This is a genomic window from Streptomyces sp. NPDC007875 (genome assembly GCF_042868035.1).
Lineage (GTDB): Bacteria > Actinomycetota > Actinomycetes > Streptomycetales > Streptomycetaceae > Streptomyces > Streptomyces antimycoticus.
The window spans coordinates 43,870-64,987 of sequence record NZ_JBIADZ010000008.1 but is presented as its reverse complement, the minus strand read 5'-3'; the positions used below and the strand labels follow the sequence as shown (position 1 = coordinate 64,987).

The window sequence follows — 21,118 nt, the reverse complement described above, 5'->3', positions numbered from 1 at the left end:
CCCCCTTCCGGCGGCACGGAATGGCTCCACCCAGGGATGCGGCGAGGCTCCCGCCCGGAGGCGCGGAGAGCCCCCGTCCGGTGGCCCGGACGGGGGCTCTCGTTCAGCCTGGTGCGGAGATGATCAGCGAAGGGACGGCGCCGATCAGTAGACGCTCACGCCGTACGCGTTCAGCGCCTCGACGACCGGCTGGAAGAACGTGGTGCCACCGGAGGTGCAGTTACCGCTGCCGCCGGAGGTGAGGCCGAGGGCGGTGGAGCCGGCGTAGAGCGGGCCACCGCTGTCGCCGGGCTCGGCGCAGACCGTGGTCTGGATCATGCCGTAGACGATGTCGCCGTTGCCGTAGTTGACCGTGGCGTTCAGCGCGGTGACCCGGCCGCTGTGGATGCCGGTGGTGGAGCCGCGCCGGGTGACCGTCTGGCCCACGGTCGGGTTGGCGGCCGAGGTGATGTCCTGGCTGCCGACGGTGCCCTGGGGGGTGACCGAGCCGCTGTACCGGACCAGACCGTAGTCGTTGGTCGGGAAGCTGGAGCCGGACGTCGGGCCGATGGTGGTGGAGTGACTGGAGTTCGACCACCAGGTACCCGCACCGTCGGTGCAGTGACCGGCGGTGACGAAGTAGTTGGCCCCACTGCTGTTGCGCACGTTGAAGCCGAGGGAGCAGCGCCAGCTATCCGCGTAGATAGCGTCTCCGCCCGAGATCAGCTTCTGAATCTTGCCCGAGGTCCGCTTGACCTCGATCGCGTCGGCGCTCGCGCCGGCGGTGTTCTTGATCTTGGCTATCTCGCTCTGGGACACCGTGCTGTCGGCGGTGACGACGAGCTTGTTGGTCGCCTTGTCGACATACCAGGCGGTGCCCGCGACATCGGCCTCGAGGACGGCGTTGCTCGCCGACTTGGCCTCCGCCGCGCTGAAGGTGCGGGCGCCGTCACTTCCGGCGTAGGCGGCGGGGGCGGCGAGTGCCGCTCCGGCCACCAGGGCGGAGGTCGCGGCGATCAGGGCGATGCGTCTCGCCTGCTTGCCGTGGGGGGCGTTGCGCTTGATCCTCAACTCTTCCTCCGGGGGAATCGGGGGTCCGCCTGGGTGGGCAGGCCCGTGAGGCGCAGTCAATGAGCACGTCGATGACCCGATACGACCCGATTCGGCGTGCCCCTGACAAGCGCTTCCGGAAGTATTCGTGGCCGCGGGCAGACCGCGCAAGAGGACAATTCGGAACAGCCTTCGGGCACACGCCACATAGCCCCGGCGGGTTCAGGCCGCCGGGGCTTGTGCTCCCATCCCCTGGGTAACCCCTGAGACGGACGCACGGGCGATCGGGTTCCGCTATGGCGTCGGCCGGTCACACCCCCCGGCCGGGCCGGCACAAAGCCGCTCAGCCCCGCTCCCCCGGATAGGGAAGTCCCAGGTGGTCACGGAGTGTCGTACCGGTGTACGCGGTGCGGAACACCCCCCGCTCCTGGAGCAGCGGCACCACCCGGTCCACGAAGTCATCGAGCCCGCCGGGGGTCAGATGCGGGACGAGGATGAAGCCGTCGGCGGCGTCGGCGGCGACGAATTCCGCCATCTGCGCGGCGACCGCCTCCGGGGTGCCGATGAACGACTGACGTCCGTTCGCCTGGATGACGGTCTGCCGGATGGACAGCCCTTTCTCCTCCGACAGCGCCCGCCACTTGGCGGCGACGGCCAGCGGATCACCGTGCCGCACCCGGCCCTGGGCCAGCTGGGAGTCGGGGGCGGGGTCGAAGTCCGGAAGTGGCCCGTCCGGGTCGTAGCCGGACAGGTCCACACCCCAGATCTGTTCCAGGGTGAGGAGCGCGGTCTGCGGTGAGACCTGCTGGAGCCGGATCTCCGCCGCCTTCTCCTGGGCGTCGGCCGCGGTGTCGCCGAGGACCAGGGTCACCCCGGGCATGATCTTCAGCTCTTCCGGGGCGCGCCCGTACCGCGCCAGCCGCCGCTTGACGTCGGCGTAGAAGGCGCGCCCGGCCTCCAGCGAGCCGTGCCGGGTGAAGATGATGTCGGCGGCGGAGGCGGCGAACTCCCGGCCCTCGTCGGAGTCCCCGGCCTGGATCACCACCGGATGGCCCTGCGGTGAGCGCTCCACGCCGAACTCGCCGTCGATGGTGAAGTGCCGGCCGGTGTGGGCGAACGGGCGGGGCGTGCCGTCCGGCGTCCAGGAGTCCCACAGCTCACGGGCGGTGGCGACGAACTCGGCGGCCCGGGTGTAGCGGTCGGCCCGGTCCAGGAAGCCGCCGCGCCGGAAGTTCTCGCCGGTGAAGGCGTCGGAGGAGGTGACCACGTTCCAGGCGGCGCGGCCCCCGCTGAGATGGTCCAGGGAGGCCAGCCGGCGGGCCAGTTCGTACGGTTCGTTGAACGTGGCGTTGACGGTGGCGGCCAGCCCCAGCCGTTCGGTGACGGCCGCGAGCGCGTTCAGCACGGTGATCGACTCGGGCCTGCCGACCACGTCGAGGTCGTGGATCCGGCCGTTGTGCTCGCGCAGCCGCAGCCCCTCGGCGAGGAAGAAGAAGTCGAACAGCCCGCGCTCGGCGGTGCGCGCGAGATGTTCGAAGGAGGCGAAGTCGATCTGGCTTCTGGAGCGGGGATCCGTCCAGACGGTGGTGTTGTTGACGCCCGGGAAGTGGGCCGCGAGATGGATCTGCGTGTGCTGCCTGCTCATCGGGCGACCTTCCTCGCCAGGGCGTAGCGGCTGGCCGGGCGGGAAAGCCCCAGGTGGTCGCGGAGTGTCGCACCGGGATAGAAGGTGCGGAACAGCCCTCGGTGCTGGAGCAGCGCCACGGTGCCGTTGACGAAACGCTCCAGGTCATGGCGTGGGGCGACGGGGGTGATGTGGAAACCGTCCACCGCGTCGGCGTGATGCCAGCCGGTGATCAGCTCGGCGAGCCCGGCCGGCTCCCCGCGGTACAGCGGGAGCCCTCCGGGCGTGTCGGTCAGCGCGACCGGCGGGGCGTTCCCGGCCGCGCCCTCCCCGTCGGCCAGGTCCACCGCGACGGCGGCGAGCACGGTGAGCGCGCGGGCCTCCCGGCCGTGGGCCACCGCGCGGCGCCGCAGTTCGTCGCGGATGCGGCCCGCCTCCTCCGGGGAGGTGGCGCGGAGGTACACCACATCGGCGTGTCGGGCCGCGGTCTGCCAGGTCACCGGGTCGGTGGCGGCGATGGCCACCACCGGGTGGCCCTGCGGCGGCCGGGGCACGATGGCCGGGCCGCGCACCGAGAAGTGCGCGCCCTCGAAGTCCACGTAGTGCAATTTGTCGCGGTCGATGAAACGGCCGGTGGCGGTGTCACGGATCTCGGCGCCGTCCTCCCAGCTGTCCCACAGCCGGGCCACCACATCGGCGACCTCCCCCGCCTCGGCCCACAGCTCCCCGGCGGGGGCGGCGGGGCGGCGGCCCACCAGCCGCGCCTCCGCCTCCGTCGCCGACACCTCGACCCGCCAGCCCGCCCGGCCGCGGCTGACCCAGTCCAAGGTGGCCACGGCGGAGGAGACATGGAACGGCTCGGTGTGGGTGGTGGTGACGGTCGGCAGCAGTCCGATCCGCCCGGTGGCGGGCGCGACACGCGCGAGGACGGCGAGTGCGTCGAGCCTGCCCCGGCCCGGCCCCGGAGGGCCGAAGGTGTCGTCCAGGGTGATGAAGTCGAGCATGCCCCCCTCGGCGAGGCGGGCGAGCTCCACGTAGTACGGCGCCTGGTACTGCCCGTCGCCGTCGATGGCGGCGGCCAGGTGCAGGGTGCCGGTCGGTACGGCCATGGCCGGGGCCTTCCTGGGTCGGGGGTGGGGGGTCACTGCTTGGGCAGACCAGGCGGGTTGATCTCGGACTTCTTCACCGCCTCGCTGGAGAGCCCCCACCGCTTCAGGACCTTGGCGTACGAACCGTCCTTGATCACATGGTCGATGGCCGCGGCGTAGGCGTCGACCAGCCCGCTGCCCTTCCGGGTAGTGGCCGCGATCTTGCCCTGCACCTGCTCTCCACCGCCCGAGAACCGGCCGATCACCTGGGTCTGGCCGGCCGAGGCGACGTGGTAGGCGGAGGTGGGGTGGGGGCCGAAGTAGGCGTCGATACGGCCGGACTGGAGGGCGAGGTAGTAATCGGTGTCCTTCTGGAAGTACTTGATGTCCACGGGCTCGCGGCCCGCCTTCTCGTTCTCCTTGCTCCAGTCGACCAGGATCTTCTCCTGGTTGGTGCCGGAGGAGACCGAGATGGTCTTGCCCGCCACGTCCTTGGGGCCCTTGACCCTCCAGGAGGCGCCCTTCTTGGCCTCGAAGGCGAGGTCGTCCAGCCGGTAGGTGGCGAAGTCGTACTTCTCCTTGCGCTCCTCGGTGACCGTCACATTGGAGAAGACCGCGTCGAACTTGGAGCTGTCGAGGCCGACGAAGAGGTTCTCCCAGGAGACCGCCTGGAAGTCGACCTTGAGCCCGAGGGTGTCGGCGACCAGCGTGGCGAGGTCGATCTCGGAGCCGATCCGGGTCTTGTCGTCGGTCGCGTAGAAGCCGAGCGGCGGGGAGGCGTCGGCGCTGCCGCCGATGCGCAGGGTGCCACGCTCACGGATCGCGGCCGGCACCTTCGCCGCGATCGAGGCGACCTTCTTCCCTCTGACGCGGTGCTGGTCGGGGCCGATGTTGATGGCGCCCTTCGTGCCCTTGGAGCCCACCGTCTCCTGGCCATCGCCGTCGCCGCAGCCGCCGAGCAGGGCGGCTGCGGTGAGGGCGGCGACGGCGGTGACGAGGGTGCGGCGGGTCTTCACGGGGGTGCTCCTTGCGTGGGTGAACATCGGTGGCCTGGTGAACATCGGTGGCCTGGTGGACACCGGTCGTCTCGCGGACCTCGGTGGTCTCGTGAACACCGGTGGCCTCAGAGGACTTTGGAGAGAAACGCCTTGGTGCGCTCCTGGCGTGGGGCGTCCAGCACCTCGGCCGGTGGGCCCTGCTCGACGATCCGGCCGTCGTCCATGAAGACGACGGTGTCGGCGACCTCCCGCGCGAAGCCGATCTCATGAGTGACGACGATCATCGTGGTGCCCTGATGGGCCAGGCCCTTGATGACGTCGAGGACCTCGCCGACCAGTTCGGGGTCGAGGGCGGAGGTCGGCTCGTCGAAGAGCAGCAGCTCGGGCTCCAGAGCGAGGGCGCGGGCGATCGCCACCCGCTGCTGCTGTCCGCCGGAGAGCTGCCGGGGGTACGCGGCCGCCTTGTCGGCCAGACCGACCCGGGCGAGCAGCGTCTCGGCGCTGTGGACCGCCTCTTTCCTGGGGCGGCGCAGGGCCGAGACCGGTGCCTCGATGATGTTCTCCAGCACCGTCAGATGCGGAAAGAGGTTGAAGTTCTGGAAGACGAAGCCGATCCGGGTGCGCTGCTTGAGGATCTCGCGTTCGCGCAGCTCATAGAGGCGGTCGCCCTGGCGGCGGTAGCCGACCAGCGAGCCGCCGACGCTGATCCAGCCGCTGTCCACCTTCTCCAGGTGGTTGATGGCGCGCAGCAGGGTGGACTTGCCGGAGCCCGACGGCCCGAGGACGACGGCCACCTCTCCGGAGCGCACCTCCAGGTCGATGCCGCGCAGCACCTCCAGCGACCCGAAGCTCTTGTGGACGGAACGGATGTCGACCATGGCGGTCATCGGGTGGCTCCCCGTGAGAAGCGGCGCTCGACGTAGTACTGCGCGATCGAGAGCACGGTGGTCAGGATGATGTACCAGACGGTCGCGACCATCAGCAGCGGCACGACCCGGCCGTTGCGTCCGTAGATGACCTGCACCTGGTAGAAGAGCTCGCCGATCGCCATGACGGAGACGATCGAGGTGCCCTTGAAGAGCGAGATGACCTCGTTGGCGGCGTTCGGCAGGATCGACCGCATCGCCTGCGGGAGCACGATCCGGCGCAGCTGCCGCAGCCGGGGGATGCCGAGCGCGGCCGCCGCCTCGAGCTGTCCGCCGTCGACGGCGAGGACTCCGCCGCGCACGATCTCCGCCGCGTAGGCCGCCTGGTGGAGGGCGAGTCCGAGCACCGCCGCGCTCATCGCGCCGACCAGCCCCGCGGTGTCGAAGGAGAAGAAGCCGGGGCCGAAGGGGATGCCGAAGTCGAGCCGCTTGTAGAGATAGGTGAGGTTGAACCAGAAGAGCAGCTGGACGATGAGCGGGATGGAGCGGAACGCCCAGATGTAGGTGAAGGCGACCGACTTCAGGAACGGGCTCTGGGACAGCCGCATGAAGGCGAGGACGATCCCGAGGGCGAAGCCGAGCGCGGTGCCGTAGAAGGTGAGCTGGATGGTGATCCAGACCGCCTTGAGGATGGTCCGGGTGGTGAAGAACTCGGCGAAGACGTCCCACTCCCAGCCGGAGTTGGTGATCAGGCCGTGGGCGAACTGGGCCACCAGGACGGCGGTGATGGCAACGGCGGCCCAGCGCCAGGGGTGGCGCACCGGGACGACCTTGAGGGCGGAGTAGTCCTCGCGTTCGGCGCCACTTTCGGCGGCTTTGTCGAGGGGTGGATCGGACGTCAGCGACATGGAGGGTCCTTCGGGTCCTTCGGAGGAGAGCGGAGGTTTTCCCGGGAACGGTCGTCCGGGGGGATGCTCAGGCGGTGAGCGAGGCGCGACAGGACAGGTCGCGCAGACAGCGCAGCAGGGCCCGCGCGGTGGCATCGTTCTGCCGGAACGCGGGGGCGTTGGTACGGGGCCGGGCGAAGGCGCCGGAGGCGCGGGCGTCGGTGTGCGGCCCGAGCGCGAAGCGGCGCGGATACGGACGGCCGGCCCGGTCCAGGATCCGGGCGTCGGCGGGGCTGACCGCGAGCAGTCCGGCCGGGGTGGCGGCGGCGCCGTCGCGGTACAGGGAGCGCAGCAGGGTGTCGCGGGAGCGGTCCACGGTCGGCTCCGGCAGCCGGGCCTCGACCAGCGCACGGGCCTCGATGGCATGGCCGGGCACGCTGGCGGAGCTCGCCCGGAACACCCCTCGCAGCGGATCGGCGGTCACGGTCGTCTCGGCGCCGAGGAAGCGGACCACTCCGGCGCGGGAGAGCGCGAGCAGCTGCTCGAGCCGTGGGCCGGGCGGGCCGGAGGCAAGGTAGCTGAAGAAGCCGTGCCACCAGCCGCCGATGTCGCCGAGCCGGATCAACTGGCCGTAGACGGAGAGCAGGGCGAGGAAGACGGCCAGGTCAGGGCTGTGCTCGGGGTTGTGCCGGCGAGCGAGGTCGGCCTCGACATGGGCGCGCAGCCCCTGCTGCAGGGCCTCGTGGTCGGGGAACCGCAGCCCGGCCAGGGGGTGGTCGAGGGCGTCGAGATCGAGCCGGTCGGCCGGGTCGGGGACGGCCGCGGCGACCAGGGCGTCCAGTTCGGGGCTGCCGGGCGGGCAGGCGGCGTACTTCTCCTCGAACGCGGGCCACTCCCCGGCCGTCCGCTCCGGATGGGCGGTGAACAGCCGGTGGTAGTGGGCGAATCCCAGCTCCTTGGCGATCAGCGGCCAGACGTCGCGCCGGAAATCCGGACGCCCGGGAAGCGAGCGCAACGCGTCGACCTGGGCGGGGCCGAAGAAGCGCGGCACCGGGGGCCGCTCACCGCTCAGCGAGTAGCCGATCTTGGCGTGGTACGGAACGCCGCGCCGCGAACCGGCGTACAGCACGGGCTCGCGGCCGGAGGGCCGGTAGGCCAACTCCCCGTCCGAGCCGCGCTCATAGCGTCCGCCGCGCCCCTCGGTGAGCAGCACCATCAGATCGACGAAGGCGAGGCCGAGGCCGCGCACGAGCACCGGCTCGCCGGGGCGCAGCGCGCTCAGATCGCTGTCGGCGGTGAACTCCGGCGGCAGGTGGACCAGGCCGTGCTCGGCGGCGAAGGCGGTGAGCGCCCGTTGCTCGGCGCCGGGTTCGGCGTCGAGATGGCCGAGGGCGAGGACCACGGCGTCGGCGGTGAGCGGTGCGGTCCGCCCCTCCAGCCACACCTGTTGACGTCCGTCGCGCGGCCCGGTGACACGGACGGCCCGGTCCCGGTGCTCATGGACGGTGGTCCCGGGCGGCAGGCCGGCCACCGACCGCTCGTACACCCAGCGCAGATAGGCGCTCTGGAGGCGTCGGGTGGCGAAGCTCTGCCCGGTCAGGGTGGCGGCCTCGGCGGCGAGTTCGGGCGGCAGGGCGCGGGCGCCGGCCGGCCCTTCCTCGCGGACCTCGTCGGCCCATTCGGCGAGGGAGGGGCCGGGGCGTATCGGTCCTTCGCGCTCCACCGACTCGTCGGTGAACATGGTGACGTCCTCGGCCATGGAGTTCATCCACAGCAGCGGGGACTGGTCCGGGCGCCAGATGCGGCCGCCGCCGGGCGGATGCGGATCAACCAGGTGCAGCTCGAACGGGGCGCCGTCGCCGTGCAGTTCGGGGGCGTTGGCGGCGAGGCGCTCGATCAGGCCGGTGGCACGCGGGCCCGCGCCGACGATGACGATCGTGGCGGGTGATCGGGAAGGCTGGTCCGGGTTCGCGGACATGCGGAGGCTCCGTGAGTTCTGAAGTGAACACACGCATGGCCTTCACACACGGCCGAACCCCTCAGCTCGGCAGGCGAGCCCCTCAGCTCGACATGAGCCCGAGGTTAAAGCGTCCCCACGGTGCGCTGTCAAGACTGTCCGAACTGTGAGCAGCGCGTCTCACCGCGGTTGACGCGGAAGCGGATGGCTGCTCCACTTGGCCCATGGACTCAAGGCAGCGACTGGTCACGCGCGACCACATCGACTTCGGTCGAGTGTGGTCGTCGTCCTGTTCGGGCTGACCGCCCGCCTCCGCTGCCGTAGGGGGACTCCCTTCCCCAGCGCTTCGAGGCTTCGCCCGCGCCCGCCGGATTCCCTCCCCCGGTGTGGCCGCCGCATATCCGCGTCGTCACGCGCCTTCGGCCTTCCCACACGCTTCAGCGCTCCGCCCCTCCCCTCGGGTGCCCCGGCACCGCCTGTTCCGTTTCCCCCGCCCTTCGTGTCCCTGTTCCCGTCCGTCGGCTAACAGTCGCAGCCGCAGTCACAACCATCACAGCAGTCGCAGCTGCAGCAGTCGCCGCAGTTGCTACAGCAGTCACAACAGTCGCAGCAGTCACCGCACTTATGGCACAGGCCCTCGCGCGGCTGCCCGGACCACGGGTCGTGGTACGGATCCCGGCAGCACACCTGGCAGGTGCAGCAGAGCCCGGTCCACACCAGGCAGCCGGCGAGCAGCCCCCGGCGGCGCCCGGGCGGCTCCGGCGGGGCGCCGCCGGGGCCGCCCGGGGTGATCCATGGCGACTGCGGCGGCCCGTAGGAGGACTCCGGGGTGCCGGGGCCGTGGCCGGTGTGCGCACAGCCGGTAGTGCCGAAGGTGCGGTCGACCGCGCGCTCCAGTTCATGGACCAGCAGCACATGGGCGAGCCGGCCGGAGCCCTTGCCCGCGAATTCGGTGTCCCCCAGCGCCAGCCGCACCCCGTGGACCGCGTCGTCGCACAGCCTGCGGACCTCGGCGAGGTCGGCTCCGGTGGCCGCGATCGGATTCCAGGCACCGGTCTCGGCGTCCTCGGTCAGGTCCTCCACCGCGTCCAGCAGATGCGCGAGCCGCCCGAAGAGCCGGCCCGCCTCCTCCAGCGGGGTCCGGTTGCCGGGGCGCCCGGCCAGGACGGCGGTGTGCCCGAAGGCCGCGGCGGTCGCGGTCTCGGTGGGCTCGGTGATGGTCAGCAGCGAGGTGCCGGGGCCCGCGTGGGACTCGAGCTCCGCCTGCCGGCCGACCGCGTCGAGCAGCAGGGCGGTGTCGAAGCCGAGCGCGGCGCCGCTGCGCTCCCCCGCCCGGTCCCACCGCCCGGCCACCCGGCGGGCGGCCGCGGCGACCGGCCGCCGGGCCAACGCCCCGTCGCCGTCCGCGACATGGTCCCGTACCTTCGCCGAGGCCAGCACCAGCGAGACGGTGGCCGCCAGCCGCGCCCCCTCGCCCTGGGCGACCGACGCCGTCCGCATCCCGCGCAGCGGGCAGGGCCCGGCGGTGCGCCGCCAGCCGTCCGACCGTCCGGCCTGGGCCTCCACCAGCACCGATATCACCAGGCCGTCGTAATTGGTGGCGACGCGGGCGAACTGCCCGTGGTCACCCCGCAACGCGAGGCACAGCCCGCACAAATGCGCCATCCACTCGGTGCGCAGGTTTTCCGAGAGCCGATGCCGACAAGGCCGGATAATGCCAAACACCACGAACCCCGTTCACCCGTACGTCCCCGACGTCACCCGTCCGGCCGCGGCGGATTCTACCCGTCGCTCCGTCAGCCCCCATAAGCAGGTGGAACTCTGATATGGCGCCAGCCGTTGTGCACCAGTAACGTCACGAATCCCCTGTGCGGCCGCAATCCACGTGGCAGACCATCCGCATCATGGACGACCATAGAGGGGCGGACGGTACACACCATCAGGGAGAGGAGGCGTCTATGGGATCGGTACGCAAGGCGAGTGCCTGGCTTGGCCTCGTCGACGACAGCGATGACGAGCGCTACTACGACGACGACTACGCCGAGGGGTCCGAGCCCGGCGACTCCTGGATGACCGACCCGCGAGCGCGGGTGGCCGACGAGACCGCGCAGGACCACGGCTCTCGGATCGCCACGGTCACCCCGGACGGGTTCCGGGATGCCCGCGGCATCGGCGAGATGTTCCGGGAGGGCGTTCCGGTCATCGTCAATCTCACGACGATGGAGTCGGCCGACGCCAAGCGCGTGGTGGACTTCATGGCCGGGCTGATCTTCGGGCTGCGCGGCTCGATCGACCGCGTGGCCAACCGCGTCTTCCTCCTCACCCCCGCGGACTACCAGATCGTCAGCGGCCCGGCCGGCCACGCCACGGGCTTTTTCAACCAGAGCTAGGCCCGCACAGGGCCTGGCGCCCAGGGCCGCTCACCGGAATGCGTCGATTCCGGTGAGCGCCTTGCCCAGCACCAGTTGGTGCATTTCGACGGTGCCCTCATAGGTGAGCACGGACTCCAGATTCGTGGCGTGCCGCATCACCGGATACTCCAGTGAGATCCCGTTGGCGCCCAGAATCGTCCGGGCCGTGCGGCAGATCTCGATCGCCTCGCGCACATTGTTCAGCTTGCCGAAGCTGACCTGCTCGGGGCGGAGCCGTCCCGCCGCCATGCGCCGCCCCAGATGGTGGGCGAGCAGGATCCCCTTGTGGAGTTCCAGCGCCATATCGGCCAGCTTGGCCTGGGTGAGCTGGAAGCCCCCGATCGGCCGGCCGAACTGCTCGCGATCGCGCGCGTAGTCCAGCGCCGACTCGAAGGCGGAGCGGGCGGCCCCCATCGAGCCCCAGATGATGCCGTAGCGGGCGTGGCCCAGACAGCTCAGCGGCCCCCGCAACCCGGTGACCTCGGGCAGGACCGCGTCGGCCGGCAGCCGCACCTCGTCCAGGACCAGCTCGCTGGTGACCGAGGCGCGCAGCGACCACTTGTGCTTGATATCGGGGGCCGAGAAGCCGGGCGCGTCGGTGGGGACGACGAAGCCGCGGATGCCCTCGTCGGTGCGGGCCCACACCACCGCGACCCCGGCCACCGAGCCATTGGTGATCCACATCTTGCGGCCGGTGAGCACCCAGTCCGAGCCGTCCCGCTTGGCATAGGTGCGCATGCCCGCCGGGTCGGAGCCGTGGTCCGGTTCGGTCAGCCCGAAGCAGCCGATGACCTCACCGGAGGCCATCCGGGGCAGCCACTGCTGCTTCTGCTCCTCGGAGCCGAAGCGGTGGATGGCGTACATGGACAGGGAACCCTGCACCGACATCAGCGAGCGGATCCCGGAGTCGGCGGCCTCCAGCTCCAGACAGGCCAGGCCGTACTGGATCGGACTGGCACCCGCGCAGCCGTATCCGGTGAGCGACATCCCGAGCGCGCCCAGGGAGCCGAGCTCGCGGGCCAGCTCCCGGATACCGGGCACCTCGCCGCGCTCGAACCAGTCGGCGACATGCGGCAGCACGCGGTCGGCGGCCCACTGCCGCATGGTGTCGCGGACCGCGAGGTCCTCGGGGTCGAGGAGATCGTCGAGCCCCAGCGGGTCACGCGGATCGAACGACGGCAGGGTGCCAGCGGACATGGGTGGCGGCCTCCGGTGGATGCGGGTCCGGGTCGCCGGGCGGACACCGGTCGCCGGGGCGCGTCCTTCCGCCCGGCGGCCGAGGTGATCAGCCCGGTCGATCCGACGCTACGGCCGGGTAACCCCTGACGTCCAGACCCGCTCACACCGCGCCACCAGGACACGGGCAGCACGCGGGCAGGCCCGGGGCCGGACGCGGGCAGGCCGGGACCGGGGCGCGGGCAAGGCAGCGGCGGGGGATCCACCCGGAACTCGGGCGGGGCCGGTCAGGACTCGGCGGCGACGGTGGCGCGGTCGCGCCGGGCCGGGGTGTCCGAACCGCCCTGTGCGCGCTGGTCGGGGCCCTGGGCGGGCTCCTCCTCGTCGGCGGCGCACTCCATGGCCTTGGGCAGCCGCAGCGCGGCGAGCGCGCCGATCAGCAGCAGACCGGCGCTGACCGCCAGCGTGACATGCAGACCGTGGACGAAGGCGCCACGGGCGGCCGAGCGCAGAGCCTCCCCGGCGTGGCCGCCGAGCCGGTCGGAGACCTTGTACGCGGCGCCCAGCGACTGGCTCGCGTCGGAGCTGGCCGAGGCGGGGACGCCGGGCACCGAGGAGACACCGGGCTTGTAGGCGGCGTTCATCACGCTGCCGAGGAGGGCTATGCCGATACCGGCGCCGAGCTGGTACGAGGTCTCGCCGATGGCGGCCGCGCCGCCCGCCGAACCGGCCGACGCCTCGTTGAGCATCGACTCGTACGCGCTGAAGAGCGTGGTCTCCAGGCCGAAGCCCAGGACGATGAAGCCGCCGACGAGCACGGCGGGCCGGTCGGACTCGCCCATGGCGGTGAGCGAGAGAACGGCGAGCGCGGTGAGCCCGAAGCCGATCGCGACCATGACCCGCGGGCCGAGCCACTGGAGCATCCGGGACCCCACGAGCCCGGCGGCCATGGCGGCGAAGGTGAGCGGCAGCAGCCGCAGACCCGTCTCGAGCGGGGTGAGCCCGAGCACGAGCTGGAGGTACTGGGCGGCTATGAGTTCCAGGCCGACGAGTGCCAGCAGGGCGAGCACGATACAGCCGACGGAGATCGAGAAGGCGGGCCGGGCGAACAGCTTGAGGTCGACCAGCGGATGCGTACGGCGGCGCTGGCGGCGCACGAAGAGCACCAGCAGGACCACCCCGAACACCAGCGGGAGGGTGGTCACGGCGTCCAGCGGATCCGCGCCGCTGCCCATCCGCTTGACGCCGAAGACGACGCAGAAGAGCCCGCACGCGGCCATGACCGCGCCCAGCACGTCCCAGGGCCCGTTCCGGTCGCCGGTGGACTCCGGCAGCAGCCAGCGGCCGACGGGCAGCGCCACGACCATCAGGGGCAGGTTGATCAGGAAGACCGAGCCCCACCAGAAGTTCTCCACCAGGAACCCGCCGAGCAGCGGGCCGACGGCCGCGCCGACGGCGGCGACCGCGCTCCAGACACCGATGGCCAGCGCCCGCTCCCGGCGGTCCGGGAAGACCTGGCGCAGGATCGACAGCGTCGCGGGCATGATCATCGCGCCGCCGACGCCCAGCAGGGCGCGGGCCACGATGAGGATCTGGGGGGTGGGGGCGAAGGCGGCGAGCGCGGAGGCGGCGCCGAAGAGCCCGTAGCCGAGCAGCAGGACGCGCCGTCTGCCGACACGGTCGCCGAGGGTGCCGAAGAGGATCAGCAGCGAGGCGCAGACCAGTGGGTAGATGTCCACGATCCACAGCAGTTCCATCGCGCCGGGGCGCAGATCCTCGGTCACGGCCGGGACCGCGACATGCAGCACGGTCGCGTCCACGGCGACGAGCAGCAGGCTGACGCAGAGCACGAGGAGTACGACCCAGCGGTTCGCCCCGCCGCCCGCCTCGGTGCCGCGCCATTGCCGGGGAACGCCCGCCGTCCGCCGAGTGCGGGCCGTGGTCGTCCCGGACATGTACGCACCTCCCTGGCTCTTGCGCTCGCGGTCCGCCGTCGGAGGGGCGGTACGTCACGTCGTAGGGACGTCCGGGTGACCCCGGTGGCGAAGGCGCGAGTGAGAGGTCAGGGTACGCGAGTCCCCGCGCGGGCCGTGTGCCGCAGGTCATGTTGAGAGCACACCGCGGAGGGTTACGGAGGCGTACGTTCCGGACTTCCCTTTTTGTCCCCCGTCTCTCTGCCGTCCCTCCTGTGGCCCCCCGGTGGCCGTCTCGCGTTCGTCGTCCGTTGTCCACAGCCTCCGCGGCCCCTCCGCCGAGGGTTGTCCACAGCCCCCCGCGGGCGGTCCGGGGCATCCTTGATAATCGTCGCCGTGACTGATCTCGCCCAGGCCGGCACCGCGCCGCTCAGCGACGACGGCCGACCGGGCCGCGCCGCCCGGGCCGCGCTGCGCCGGGCCGCTCCTGCATTGCTCGCCTACGCGGGGACGCGCCTGCTGGGGCTCGTGGTTCTCGCGGTCTGGGGGGCCTTCGCGGCCAAGAGCCCGCACCAGCTCCTCTCGGCGCGCTGGGACTCGCTGTGGTACACCCGCATCGCCGAGGAGGGGTACGGCTACACGGTCCATCTGCCCGACGGCGCGGTCCACTCCAACCTGGCGTTCTTCCCCCTGCTCCCCGCCCTGGAGCGAGTGATATCGGCCATAGCCCCGCTGGACGCGGCCGACGCCGGTCTGCTGGTGAGCTGGGTCACGTCCCTGTTCGCCGCCTGGGGGATCTTCGCGATCGGCGATCTGCTGTACGGACGGCGGGTGGGCCTCACCCTGGCCGTGCTGTGGGGCGTGCTGCCGGTCGGGATCGTCCAGTCGATGGCGTACTCGGAGTCGCTCTTCACGGCGCTGGCCGCCTGGGGGGTCTATGCGGCGCTCACCCGGCGGTGGCTGTGGGCGGGGCTGTTCGCGGCGCTGGCGGGGCTGACCCGGCCGGTGGGGGCGGCGGTGGTCGCGGCGCTCTGGGTGGCGGCCGCGGTGGAGCTCCTGCCCGAAGGGCGGTGGCGCCAGGCGTGGCGCACTCATCGGGGCCTGCTCGCGGGCGTCGTGCTGGCGCCGCTGGGCTGGCTGGGCTATGTGGTGTGGGTCGCCGTCCGGACCGGAAGCGTCACCGGCTACTTCGACGTCCAGAACGGCTGGGGAAACGGCTTCGACGGCGGGCTGGCCTTCGCGGGCTTCATCGGGGGGCTGCTCATCAAGCCGCCCTTCGTGGGCGGGCTCGGGCTGCTGCTCGGCGTCGGGGCGCTGATCTGGCTCGCGATCCGCTGTGTGCGGCAGCGCCAGCCGCTGCCGCTGCTGGCCTACGGCGGGGCGGTGCTCGTCCTGGCGCTGGCCGCGAAGGGCTACTTCGGCTCGAAACCCCGGCTGCTGATACCGGCCTTCCCGCTGCTGCTGCCGATCGCGGTCGCCCTGGCCCGGCTGCGCCCGGTGCGCACCGCGCTGGCCCTGGGGTCGGCCGGGCTCGCCTCGGCGGTGTACGGGGCCTTCTGGCTGCATGGCTCCGGACCGCCATGATCCGGCCACCCCTTCCGGCCGGGCCGGACCCCGCGGACGATCACCCCGGGCCGCCCGGCGACGCCTGGGGAAACTTGCGGGAACGCCCCGGCTAATAAGCGATAAACACGCCCTGTAAGAATTCCATAAAGTCCCCGAGACACGCCCATTGGAAGGCCGGGAGCAGAAAAGTTCCCGGGCCTCGTGCATTCCGTGGAAAGGGCGCGGCCAAAAGCCGTGGACGAGACGCACTCCACATCACATCGTCATCACAAAGCGACCTGATCGACTGAACCCGCCTGTCACGCAATGTAACGTCGATTAGGTGCGTACCGAAGACAAGCTCCCCGCGTCCGAGGAGCGAAGGCCCGATCTCGCGCGACCGCGCATGACCCGAACACGCTTCTGGCTGCTCGGGACCACGCTGGCGGTCTACGCGGCGACCGTGATCGGCGTGCTCACCACCTCATGGCTGGTGAAGCTCGACTGGCAGATCATGCTCTTCCGGCCCTACAAGCAGTGGCCCGAGTTCCACACCTTCCTGGACTACTTCGTGGTCATGGGCCAGCGCGGACCCACCGCGGTGGCCGTCGCCGCCTGGCTGGGGTGGTGCTGCTACCGGCAGCGGACCCTGCGCCCGCTGCTGGCGCTGGGCACCTCCCTGCTGCTGCTGAACGCCACCGTGGGCGCGGTGAAGATCGGCTTCGGCCGGCTCGGTCCGCACTACGCGACCACCGTCGGCTCCAATGAGATGTGGGGGACCGGCGATATATTTCCTTCGGGTCACACCGCGAACGCCGTGGTCACCTGGGGGATTCTGGCCTATCTGGCGACCACCCCCGTCGCGCGCCGGGTCGCCTCGCTGATCGCCGCGGGCTTCGCCTTCGGGGTCGGCATGACCACCGTCTACCTCGGCACCCACTGGCTGAGCGATGTGGTGCTGGGCTGGGCCGCCGGAGTGCTGGTGCTGCTGGCGCTGCCGTGGCTGGAGCCCGCCATGGCCCGCGCCGAGGTGCTGCTGCTGACCCTGTGGCGCCGGATGCGCGAGGGCTGGGCGCCCGCGCCGGTGCCGTCCGGCCGCCCGGTCGCCGGGACCCCGCTGGCCACCCCGCGCGCCGCACGCGACGACGAGTTGCCCGCCCGCGAGCCCGTGGCCGTGGTCCGGCCCGGCGCTGCCACCGGCCGTGGCCCCGACACGCGGCCCCACCACCCGGTCCGTCAGCACACCGTGCGCTCCGAGCGCACCCCGGTGACCCCGGTCGGCAGCCGCCGGCCGCCGCACGCCGACCGGGTGCCGCGCGCCACGACGCCCTTCGGCCCGTCCGGCGCCTCCCGCGGCCGGACCGCCACGGGAGGCTGAGCCAGCCACCACGCCGCGGGGCGGTACGCACCCCCTCCCCCGCGCCGACCGGTCACACCACGGCCCCGGACGCTCCGGCGAGAGCGTCCGGGGCCGTGGTCGTGGCCGTGTCCGTGGTCGTGTCCGCGCCGGGCGCACCGGCCCACCGGCGCGGACCCGGGCCGGTCAGCCGCGCCAGCAGCGCTTCACGGTGCCGTCGTCCACCTCGAAGTCGATCCGCCCGCGCAGATACTCCATCGTGATGATCGCGCCCGGCGGAAGCGTCCGTACGGTGCTCCAGCCGCGTGCGCGCGCCCTCTCCTCGGCGGTCCGGGCATCGAGGCCCACATAGCTGTCGAGGTCGTCGTCGGGTTCGGCCGGATGGTTCGGTACAGGTCCCATGACGCCACCGTAGGTGGCTCCCCACGCGGGGCAAACCCAGAGTGGCGAAGGACTGCCACCGCCTCATGCCTCTCACGGCCGCCATTCGTCACACTTGTGTCACAGAAAACACGCCCGGGTTTGTGGGCGACTTCTTCACTCTTCCGGGGCTTGTGTTGACCCCTCGAAGATGATTGCGAGTTTTCGTCGATATCCCGCGTCAAACGACCGGCTCCGGTATGGGCGGCGGGAGACCGCCGAGATCTTTCGAGCAATTCGCACGGCGGCTGGAAAAGCTCTGCCCGGACCCCTCCGGAGCGCACAATTCCACCACAAATCGCCGGGGCCTCGGGCCGAACGTCGAGGTTTACGCCCACCGGGACGCGGTACCCGCCGCCACCGGAGCCAACATGACTGACAGATCAGATGAAACCCCCGAGAAGACGGCGGCCGGCGGTCCGAGCCCGCTGGCACTCCTGCGTGCCGCCCGTGAACAGCTCGTCGAGCTGACGGGCCTGTACCCCGAGTCCCTCCCTCGTCTGGAGCGGACCGACGAGGGGTGGCTGCTGGAGGCCGAGGTGGTGGAGCTGGCCCGGGTGCCGGAGACGATGAGCCTGATGGCCCTGTACGAGGTGACTCTCGACCCGGACGGCCTGCTCACCGGATACCGCCGACTCCGCCGCTATGAGCGCGGCCGGAGCGACCGCCGCTGACGGCGGCGAGCCGGACGCCCACCGATACGAGAGGAAACACCCGACATGACCACTGTTGTCCCGGCACAGCAATCCAGGGGCGGAGGCGGCTCCAGCGGCCTGTACGACGTCCTGGAACTCATCCTCGACCGAGGGCTGGTGATCGACGCGTTCATCCGCGTCTCCCTCGTCGGCATCGAGATACTCAAGATCGACATTCGGATCGTGGTGGCGAGCGTCGACACCTATCTGCGGTTCGCCGAGGCGTGCAACCGGCTCGACCTGGAGTCGGGCCCGAACAAGTCCCCCGGCCTGCCCGAGGTCGTCGAGGGCATCACCGAGGGCGGTGCGCGCTCCAAGACCAAGGGCGCCCTGTCCGGCGCCGGCGAAACCGTCTCCAAGGCCGCCCAGTCCGTGGCCGACGCGATCCGGCCGTCGGAGGAGGACGAGGAGGAGGAGCCCCGCCGTCGGCGTCCGGCCCGTAAGGCGGCGCCGAGGAAGTCCGAGGAGTCCGCATGACCACGTATGTCTACGGCATCGCGCGCGGTGAGGTCCGGGACCTGGGCGATCGGCTGCTGGGCATCGGCGACCCCCCACTGCCGGTCCGGGCGCTGAACCAGGGCGAGCTGGCCGCGATCGTCAGCGACTGCCCGCCGGAGCTCAAGCCCCGGCGCCGCGACCTGCTGGCCCATCAGCATGTGCTGGCCGAGGTGAGCGACTCCCGCCCGGTGCTGCCGATGCGCTTCGGCAGCGTCTCCTCCAGCGACGACGACGTCCGCAGCGTGCTGGCCGAGCACGCCGACCGCTACCAGGACCAGCTGAGTCGGCTGAGCGACCGGGTGGAGTACAACGTCAAGGTCGTGCACGACGAGGACGCGGTGCTCCACCAAGTGCTCGCCGAGGAGCCGGAGTTGCGGGTGATGGCGGAGGCCAACCGGGCGGCCGGCGGCGGCACCTACGAGGAACGGGTGCGCTTCGGCGAGCTGATGGCGAGCGCCGTGCGGGCCCGCGAGGTGCGGGACGCCAAGCTGGTGGAGGAGGCGCTGGCCCCGGCCGCCGAGGACGTGCGCCCCGGCCCGGAGAGCGGCGGCTGGTTCCTCAGCCTGTCCCTGCTGCTCGCCAAGGACGGCACCGATCCGCTGCTGACGGCCGCCGCCGACGTGGAGCGGACCCACCCCTGGCTGAAGCTGCGGGTCAACGGTCCGCTGCCGCCGTACAGCTTCGTCGAGTCCTGATGCTGATGATCGGCTGGGTGCTGAGGCAGGTCGTCGCCGCCGCGGAGCGGGAGTACTACGACCCGGCCAACATCCAGCGCGCCCTGGCCGAGCTGGAGACCCAGCTCGACCAGGGCGTGATCGATGGACGAGAGTTCGAGCGGCAGGAGGACGCGCTGCTCGACCGGTTGGAGGAGGCACGCCAGTGGGCGAACGGGACTCTGTGACCACCCGGGGCGGTGTGACCCCGACGGCCGGCGCGCATGGCTCACCGGCGTCGTCGTTCGGCTCCTCGGGGTCGTACGGGCTGGCAAGCCGTGGCGAGGGCGGGGCCAACCTCGCCGACATCCTGGAGCGGGTACTCGACAAGGGTGTGGTAATCGCGGGCGATATCCGCATCAACCTGCTCGACATCGAACTTCTCACGATCAAGCTCCGGCTGATCGTGGCCTCGGTCGACAAGGCGAAGGAGATGGGCATCGACTGGTGGGAGCACGACCCATCGCTCTCGTCACGCGCCCGGACCGAGGTGAACGGCCAGGAGAAGACCGAGGTGACCAGCGGGGAGAACCGGGAGAGCGCCGAATGACCGAAGGACTGCGGTACGCCTACGCGGTCGTGCGCGACACCGCCGCGCCGGAGGCCGCCCTGGACGCCCTCACCGCCCTGGAGGAGGTGCCCGGAGTCGCGGGCGAACCGGTGGTGGCCGTGCGCCATCAGGGGCTCGCCGTGCTGGCGGGCGCCGTACCGGCCGAAGACTTCGACGAGGGCCCGCTGCGGGAGCGGCTGGAGGACATGGCGTGGCTGGAGAAGGTGGCCCGGACCCATCAGCGGGTGGTCGACACCGTCGGCGCCGAATCCTGTGTCATACCGGTCCGGCTGGCCACCGTCTGCCAGGGCGAGGAGGGGCTGCGACGGATGCTCGCCACCGGCCGGGAGCGGTTCGCCTCGGCGCTGGACCGGCTGGAGGGCCGGGTCGAATGGGGCGTCAAGGCGTACGCCGCGGCGCCCGCGCCCGAGGAGCCGCCCGCGCCCAACGGGCCGCCCGCCGGAACCCCGAACGCCCCGGGCGGCATGTCCGGCCGCGACTATCTGCGCCGCCGCAAGGCACAGCGGCAGGCGGCCGAGCGGCGCTGGGGCGATACGGAGGAGGGTGCGCGGCTGGTGCACGACACCCTCAGCGGGCTGGCCGAGCGGGCCCGGCTGCATCCGCCGCAGGACCCCCGGCTGTCGGGGGTGTCCGACCGCAATGTGCTGAACGCCGCGTATCTGGTGCGGCGCGAGGACAGCGCCGCCTTCGCCGAGCGGGTCGGTGAGCTGGCCGGGCGGACGGCGGCGCTGCGGGTGGAGCTGACCGGCCCCTGGGCGCCGTACTCCTTCACCGCCCCGGACGAGACCGACGCGACCGCTGCCCCGGACAGGGCCGAGAGCGCGGGGGCCGAGGGATGACGATGGCCCCGGAGGGCCCGTTGGCCCATCAGCAGATCGCCCTGGTGGACGTGCTGGACCGGCTGCTCGCCGGCGGCGTGGTGATCACCGGTGATCTGACCCTGCGCATCGCCGACGTCGATCTGGTCCGCATCGATCTGCGCGCCCTCATCAGCTCGGTCAACGCCAATGTGCCGTCCCCCTGGGAGGAACCGTGAGCCACAAGGTGGAGCTGGACCAGGACACCGTCGAACGCGACCTGATGAAGCTGGTGCTGACCGTCGTGGAGCTGCTGCGCCAGCTCATGGAGCGGCAGGCGCTGCGCCGGGTGGACGAGGGTGATCTGACCGAGGACCAGGAAGAGCGGATCGGGGTCACGCTGATGCTGCTGGAGGACCGGATGGGCACGCTCTGCGACCGCTACGGCATCGCGCCCTCCGATCTCAATCTGGACCTTGGGCCACTCGGTCCGCTGCTGTCCCCGAGGGAGTGATGCTCCGGACAGCTCCGGGCAGCTCCGCGGATCGCGGGAGCCACCGCGCGATCATGGCG

General features: G+C 71.6%; 22 protein-coding genes. 11 read left to right on the top strand and 11 right to left on the bottom strand.

Features of this window, described 5'->3' with window-relative positions:
- Positions 1–144: 144 nt before the first annotated feature.
- The 8 genes from ACFYOY_RS18290 to ACFYOY_RS18255 all read right to left on the bottom strand — a co-directional run bounded on the left by ACFYOY_RS18290 (position 145) and on the right by ACFYOY_RS18255 (position 10,174).
- Positions 145–1,050 (bottom strand): S1 family peptidase, encoded by a 906-nt coding sequence (locus ACFYOY_RS18290; RefSeq protein WP_351886234.1) that lies wholly within the window; start codon positions 1,048–1,050, stop codon positions 145–147.
- Positions 1,051–1,372: 322 nt separating this feature from the next.
- On the bottom strand, positions 1,373–2,674 hold the full coding sequence (locus ACFYOY_RS18285) for an NtaA/DmoA family FMN-dependent monooxygenase (protein ID WP_388588024.1): 1,302 nt from the start codon (positions 2,672–2,674) through the stop codon (positions 1,373–1,375).
- Positions 2,671–3,762 (bottom strand): LLM class flavin-dependent oxidoreductase, encoded by a 1,092-nt coding sequence (locus ACFYOY_RS18280; protein ID WP_351886239.1) that lies wholly within the window; start codon positions 3,760–3,762, stop codon positions 2,671–2,673. Before ACFYOY_RS18280 ends, ACFYOY_RS18285 begins: the two co-directional genes overlap by 4 nt.
- A gap of 32 nt (positions 3,763–3,794) precedes the next feature.
- A complete protein-coding gene (locus tag ACFYOY_RS18275; RefSeq protein ID WP_351886242.1) occupies positions 3,795–4,757 on the bottom strand; it encodes an ABC transporter substrate-binding protein in 963 nt (320 codons plus the stop codon).
- A gap of 107 nt (positions 4,758–4,864) precedes the next feature.
- Positions 4,865–5,617 carry an amino acid ABC transporter ATP-binding protein gene (locus ACFYOY_RS18270; protein WP_351886389.1) on the bottom strand — a complete coding sequence of 251 codons (753 nt, stop codon included), beginning with the start codon at positions 5,615–5,617 and terminating at the stop codon, positions 4,865–4,867.
- 5 nt (positions 5,618–5,622) lie between these two features.
- Positions 5,623–6,513 carry an amino acid ABC transporter permease gene (locus ACFYOY_RS18265; RefSeq protein ID WP_388588020.1) on the bottom strand — a complete coding sequence of 297 codons (891 nt, stop codon included), beginning with the start codon at positions 6,511–6,513 and terminating at the stop codon, positions 5,623–5,625.
- A gap of 67 nt (positions 6,514–6,580) precedes the next feature.
- Positions 6,581–8,470: an FAD/NAD(P)-binding protein gene (locus tag ACFYOY_RS18260; protein ID WP_388588018.1), complete on the bottom strand. Its 1,890-nt coding sequence runs from the start codon at positions 8,468–8,470 to the stop codon at positions 6,581–6,583.
- Between the two features lie 501 nt (positions 8,471–8,971).
- Positions 8,972–10,174 carry a DUF5685 family protein gene (locus tag ACFYOY_RS18255; protein WP_351886392.1) on the bottom strand — a complete coding sequence of 401 codons (1,203 nt, stop codon included), beginning with the start codon at positions 10,172–10,174 and terminating at the stop codon, positions 8,972–8,974.
- 233 nt (positions 10,175–10,407) lie between these two features.
- Here ACFYOY_RS18255 and ACFYOY_RS18250 point away from each other — a divergent pair, with 233 nt between their 5' ends.
- Positions 10,408–10,839 (top strand): cell division protein SepF, encoded by a 432-nt coding sequence (locus ACFYOY_RS18250; protein WP_351886251.1) that lies wholly within the window; start codon positions 10,408–10,410, stop codon positions 10,837–10,839.
- A gap of 30 nt (positions 10,840–10,869) precedes the next feature.
- Here the strand turns inward: ACFYOY_RS18250 and ACFYOY_RS18245 are convergent, their stop codons facing one another.
- Together ACFYOY_RS18245 and ACFYOY_RS18240 are read right to left on the bottom strand one after the other, a co-directional pair.
- Positions 10,870–12,057: an acyl-CoA dehydrogenase family protein gene (locus ACFYOY_RS18245; RefSeq protein ID WP_351886254.1), complete on the bottom strand. Its 1,188-nt coding sequence runs from the start codon at positions 12,055–12,057 to the stop codon at positions 10,870–10,872.
- Between the two features lie 266 nt (positions 12,058–12,323).
- Positions 12,324–13,991, bottom strand: a complete 1,668-nt coding sequence (locus ACFYOY_RS18240; protein ID WP_351886257.1) for an MFS transporter — start codon at positions 13,989–13,991, stop codon at positions 12,324–12,326.
- A 354-nt stretch (positions 13,992–14,345) separates the two neighbouring features.
- On the opposite strand from ACFYOY_RS18240, the gene ACFYOY_RS18235 reads away from it, so the two are divergent.
- Together ACFYOY_RS18235 and ACFYOY_RS18230 are read left to right on the top strand one after the other, a co-directional pair.
- Positions 14,346–15,533, top strand: a complete 1,188-nt coding sequence (locus ACFYOY_RS18235) for a hypothetical protein (protein ID WP_351886260.1) — start codon at positions 14,346–14,348, stop codon at positions 15,531–15,533.
- Positions 15,534–15,837: 304 nt separating this feature from the next.
- Positions 15,838–16,872, top strand: a complete 1,035-nt coding sequence (locus ACFYOY_RS18230) for a phosphatase PAP2 family protein (RefSeq protein WP_351886263.1) — start codon at positions 15,838–15,840, stop codon at positions 16,870–16,872.
- A gap of 165 nt (positions 16,873–17,037) precedes the next feature.
- On the opposite strand, the gene ACFYOY_RS18225 is transcribed toward ACFYOY_RS18230, so the two are convergent.
- Entirely contained in the window at positions 17,038–17,253 is a 216-nt protein-coding gene (locus tag ACFYOY_RS18225) for an I78 family peptidase inhibitor (protein WP_093460717.1), read from the bottom strand.
- Between the two features lie 389 nt (positions 17,254–17,642).
- On the opposite strand from ACFYOY_RS18225, the gene gvpO reads away from it, so the two are divergent.
- The 8 genes from gvpO (at position 17,643) to ACFYOY_RS18185 (ending at position 21,059) form a co-directional block, all read left to right on the top strand.
- Complete coding sequence (gvpO, locus tag ACFYOY_RS18220; protein WP_078640668.1) at positions 17,643–17,945, top strand: gas vesicle protein GvpO; 303 nt, start codon at positions 17,643–17,645, stop codon at positions 17,943–17,945.
- A gap of 45 nt (positions 17,946–17,990) precedes the next feature.
- A complete protein-coding gene (locus ACFYOY_RS18215; RefSeq protein WP_078640669.1) occupies positions 17,991–18,443 on the top strand; it encodes a gas vesicle structural protein GvpA in 453 nt (150 codons plus the stop codon).
- Positions 18,440–19,159: a GvpL/GvpF family gas vesicle protein gene (locus ACFYOY_RS18210; RefSeq protein WP_351886268.1), complete on the top strand. Its 720-nt coding sequence runs from the start codon at positions 18,440–18,442 to the stop codon at positions 19,157–19,159. Before ACFYOY_RS18215 ends, ACFYOY_RS18210 begins: the two co-directional genes overlap by 4 nt.
- A 17-nt stretch (positions 19,160–19,176) precedes the next feature.
- Complete coding sequence (locus ACFYOY_RS18205; RefSeq protein WP_374212267.1) at positions 19,177–19,365, top strand: gas vesicle protein GvpG; 189 nt, start codon at positions 19,177–19,179, stop codon at positions 19,363–19,365.
- 80 nt (positions 19,366–19,445) lie between these two features.
- Complete coding sequence (locus ACFYOY_RS18200) at positions 19,446–19,727, top strand: gas vesicle protein (RefSeq protein WP_351886395.1); 282 nt, start codon at positions 19,446–19,448, stop codon at positions 19,725–19,727.
- Positions 19,724–20,587 (top strand): GvpL/GvpF family gas vesicle protein, encoded by an 864-nt coding sequence (locus tag ACFYOY_RS18195; RefSeq protein WP_388588009.1) that lies wholly within the window; start codon positions 19,724–19,726, stop codon positions 20,585–20,587. Before ACFYOY_RS18200 ends, ACFYOY_RS18195 begins: the two co-directional genes overlap by 4 nt.
- Positions 20,584–20,784 carry a gas vesicle protein gene (locus ACFYOY_RS18190; protein ID WP_014059691.1) on the top strand — a complete coding sequence of 67 codons (201 nt, stop codon included), beginning with the start codon at positions 20,584–20,586 and terminating at the stop codon, positions 20,782–20,784. The genes ACFYOY_RS18195 and ACFYOY_RS18190 overlap by 4 nt, the downstream gene beginning before the upstream one ends.
- Before the next feature lie 44 nt (positions 20,785–20,828).
- Positions 20,829–21,059 carry a gas vesicle protein K gene (locus ACFYOY_RS18185; protein ID WP_388588355.1) on the top strand — a complete coding sequence of 77 codons (231 nt, stop codon included), beginning with the start codon at positions 20,829–20,831 and terminating at the stop codon, positions 21,057–21,059.
- The last annotated feature ends 59 nt before the right edge of the window (positions 21,060–21,118 follow it).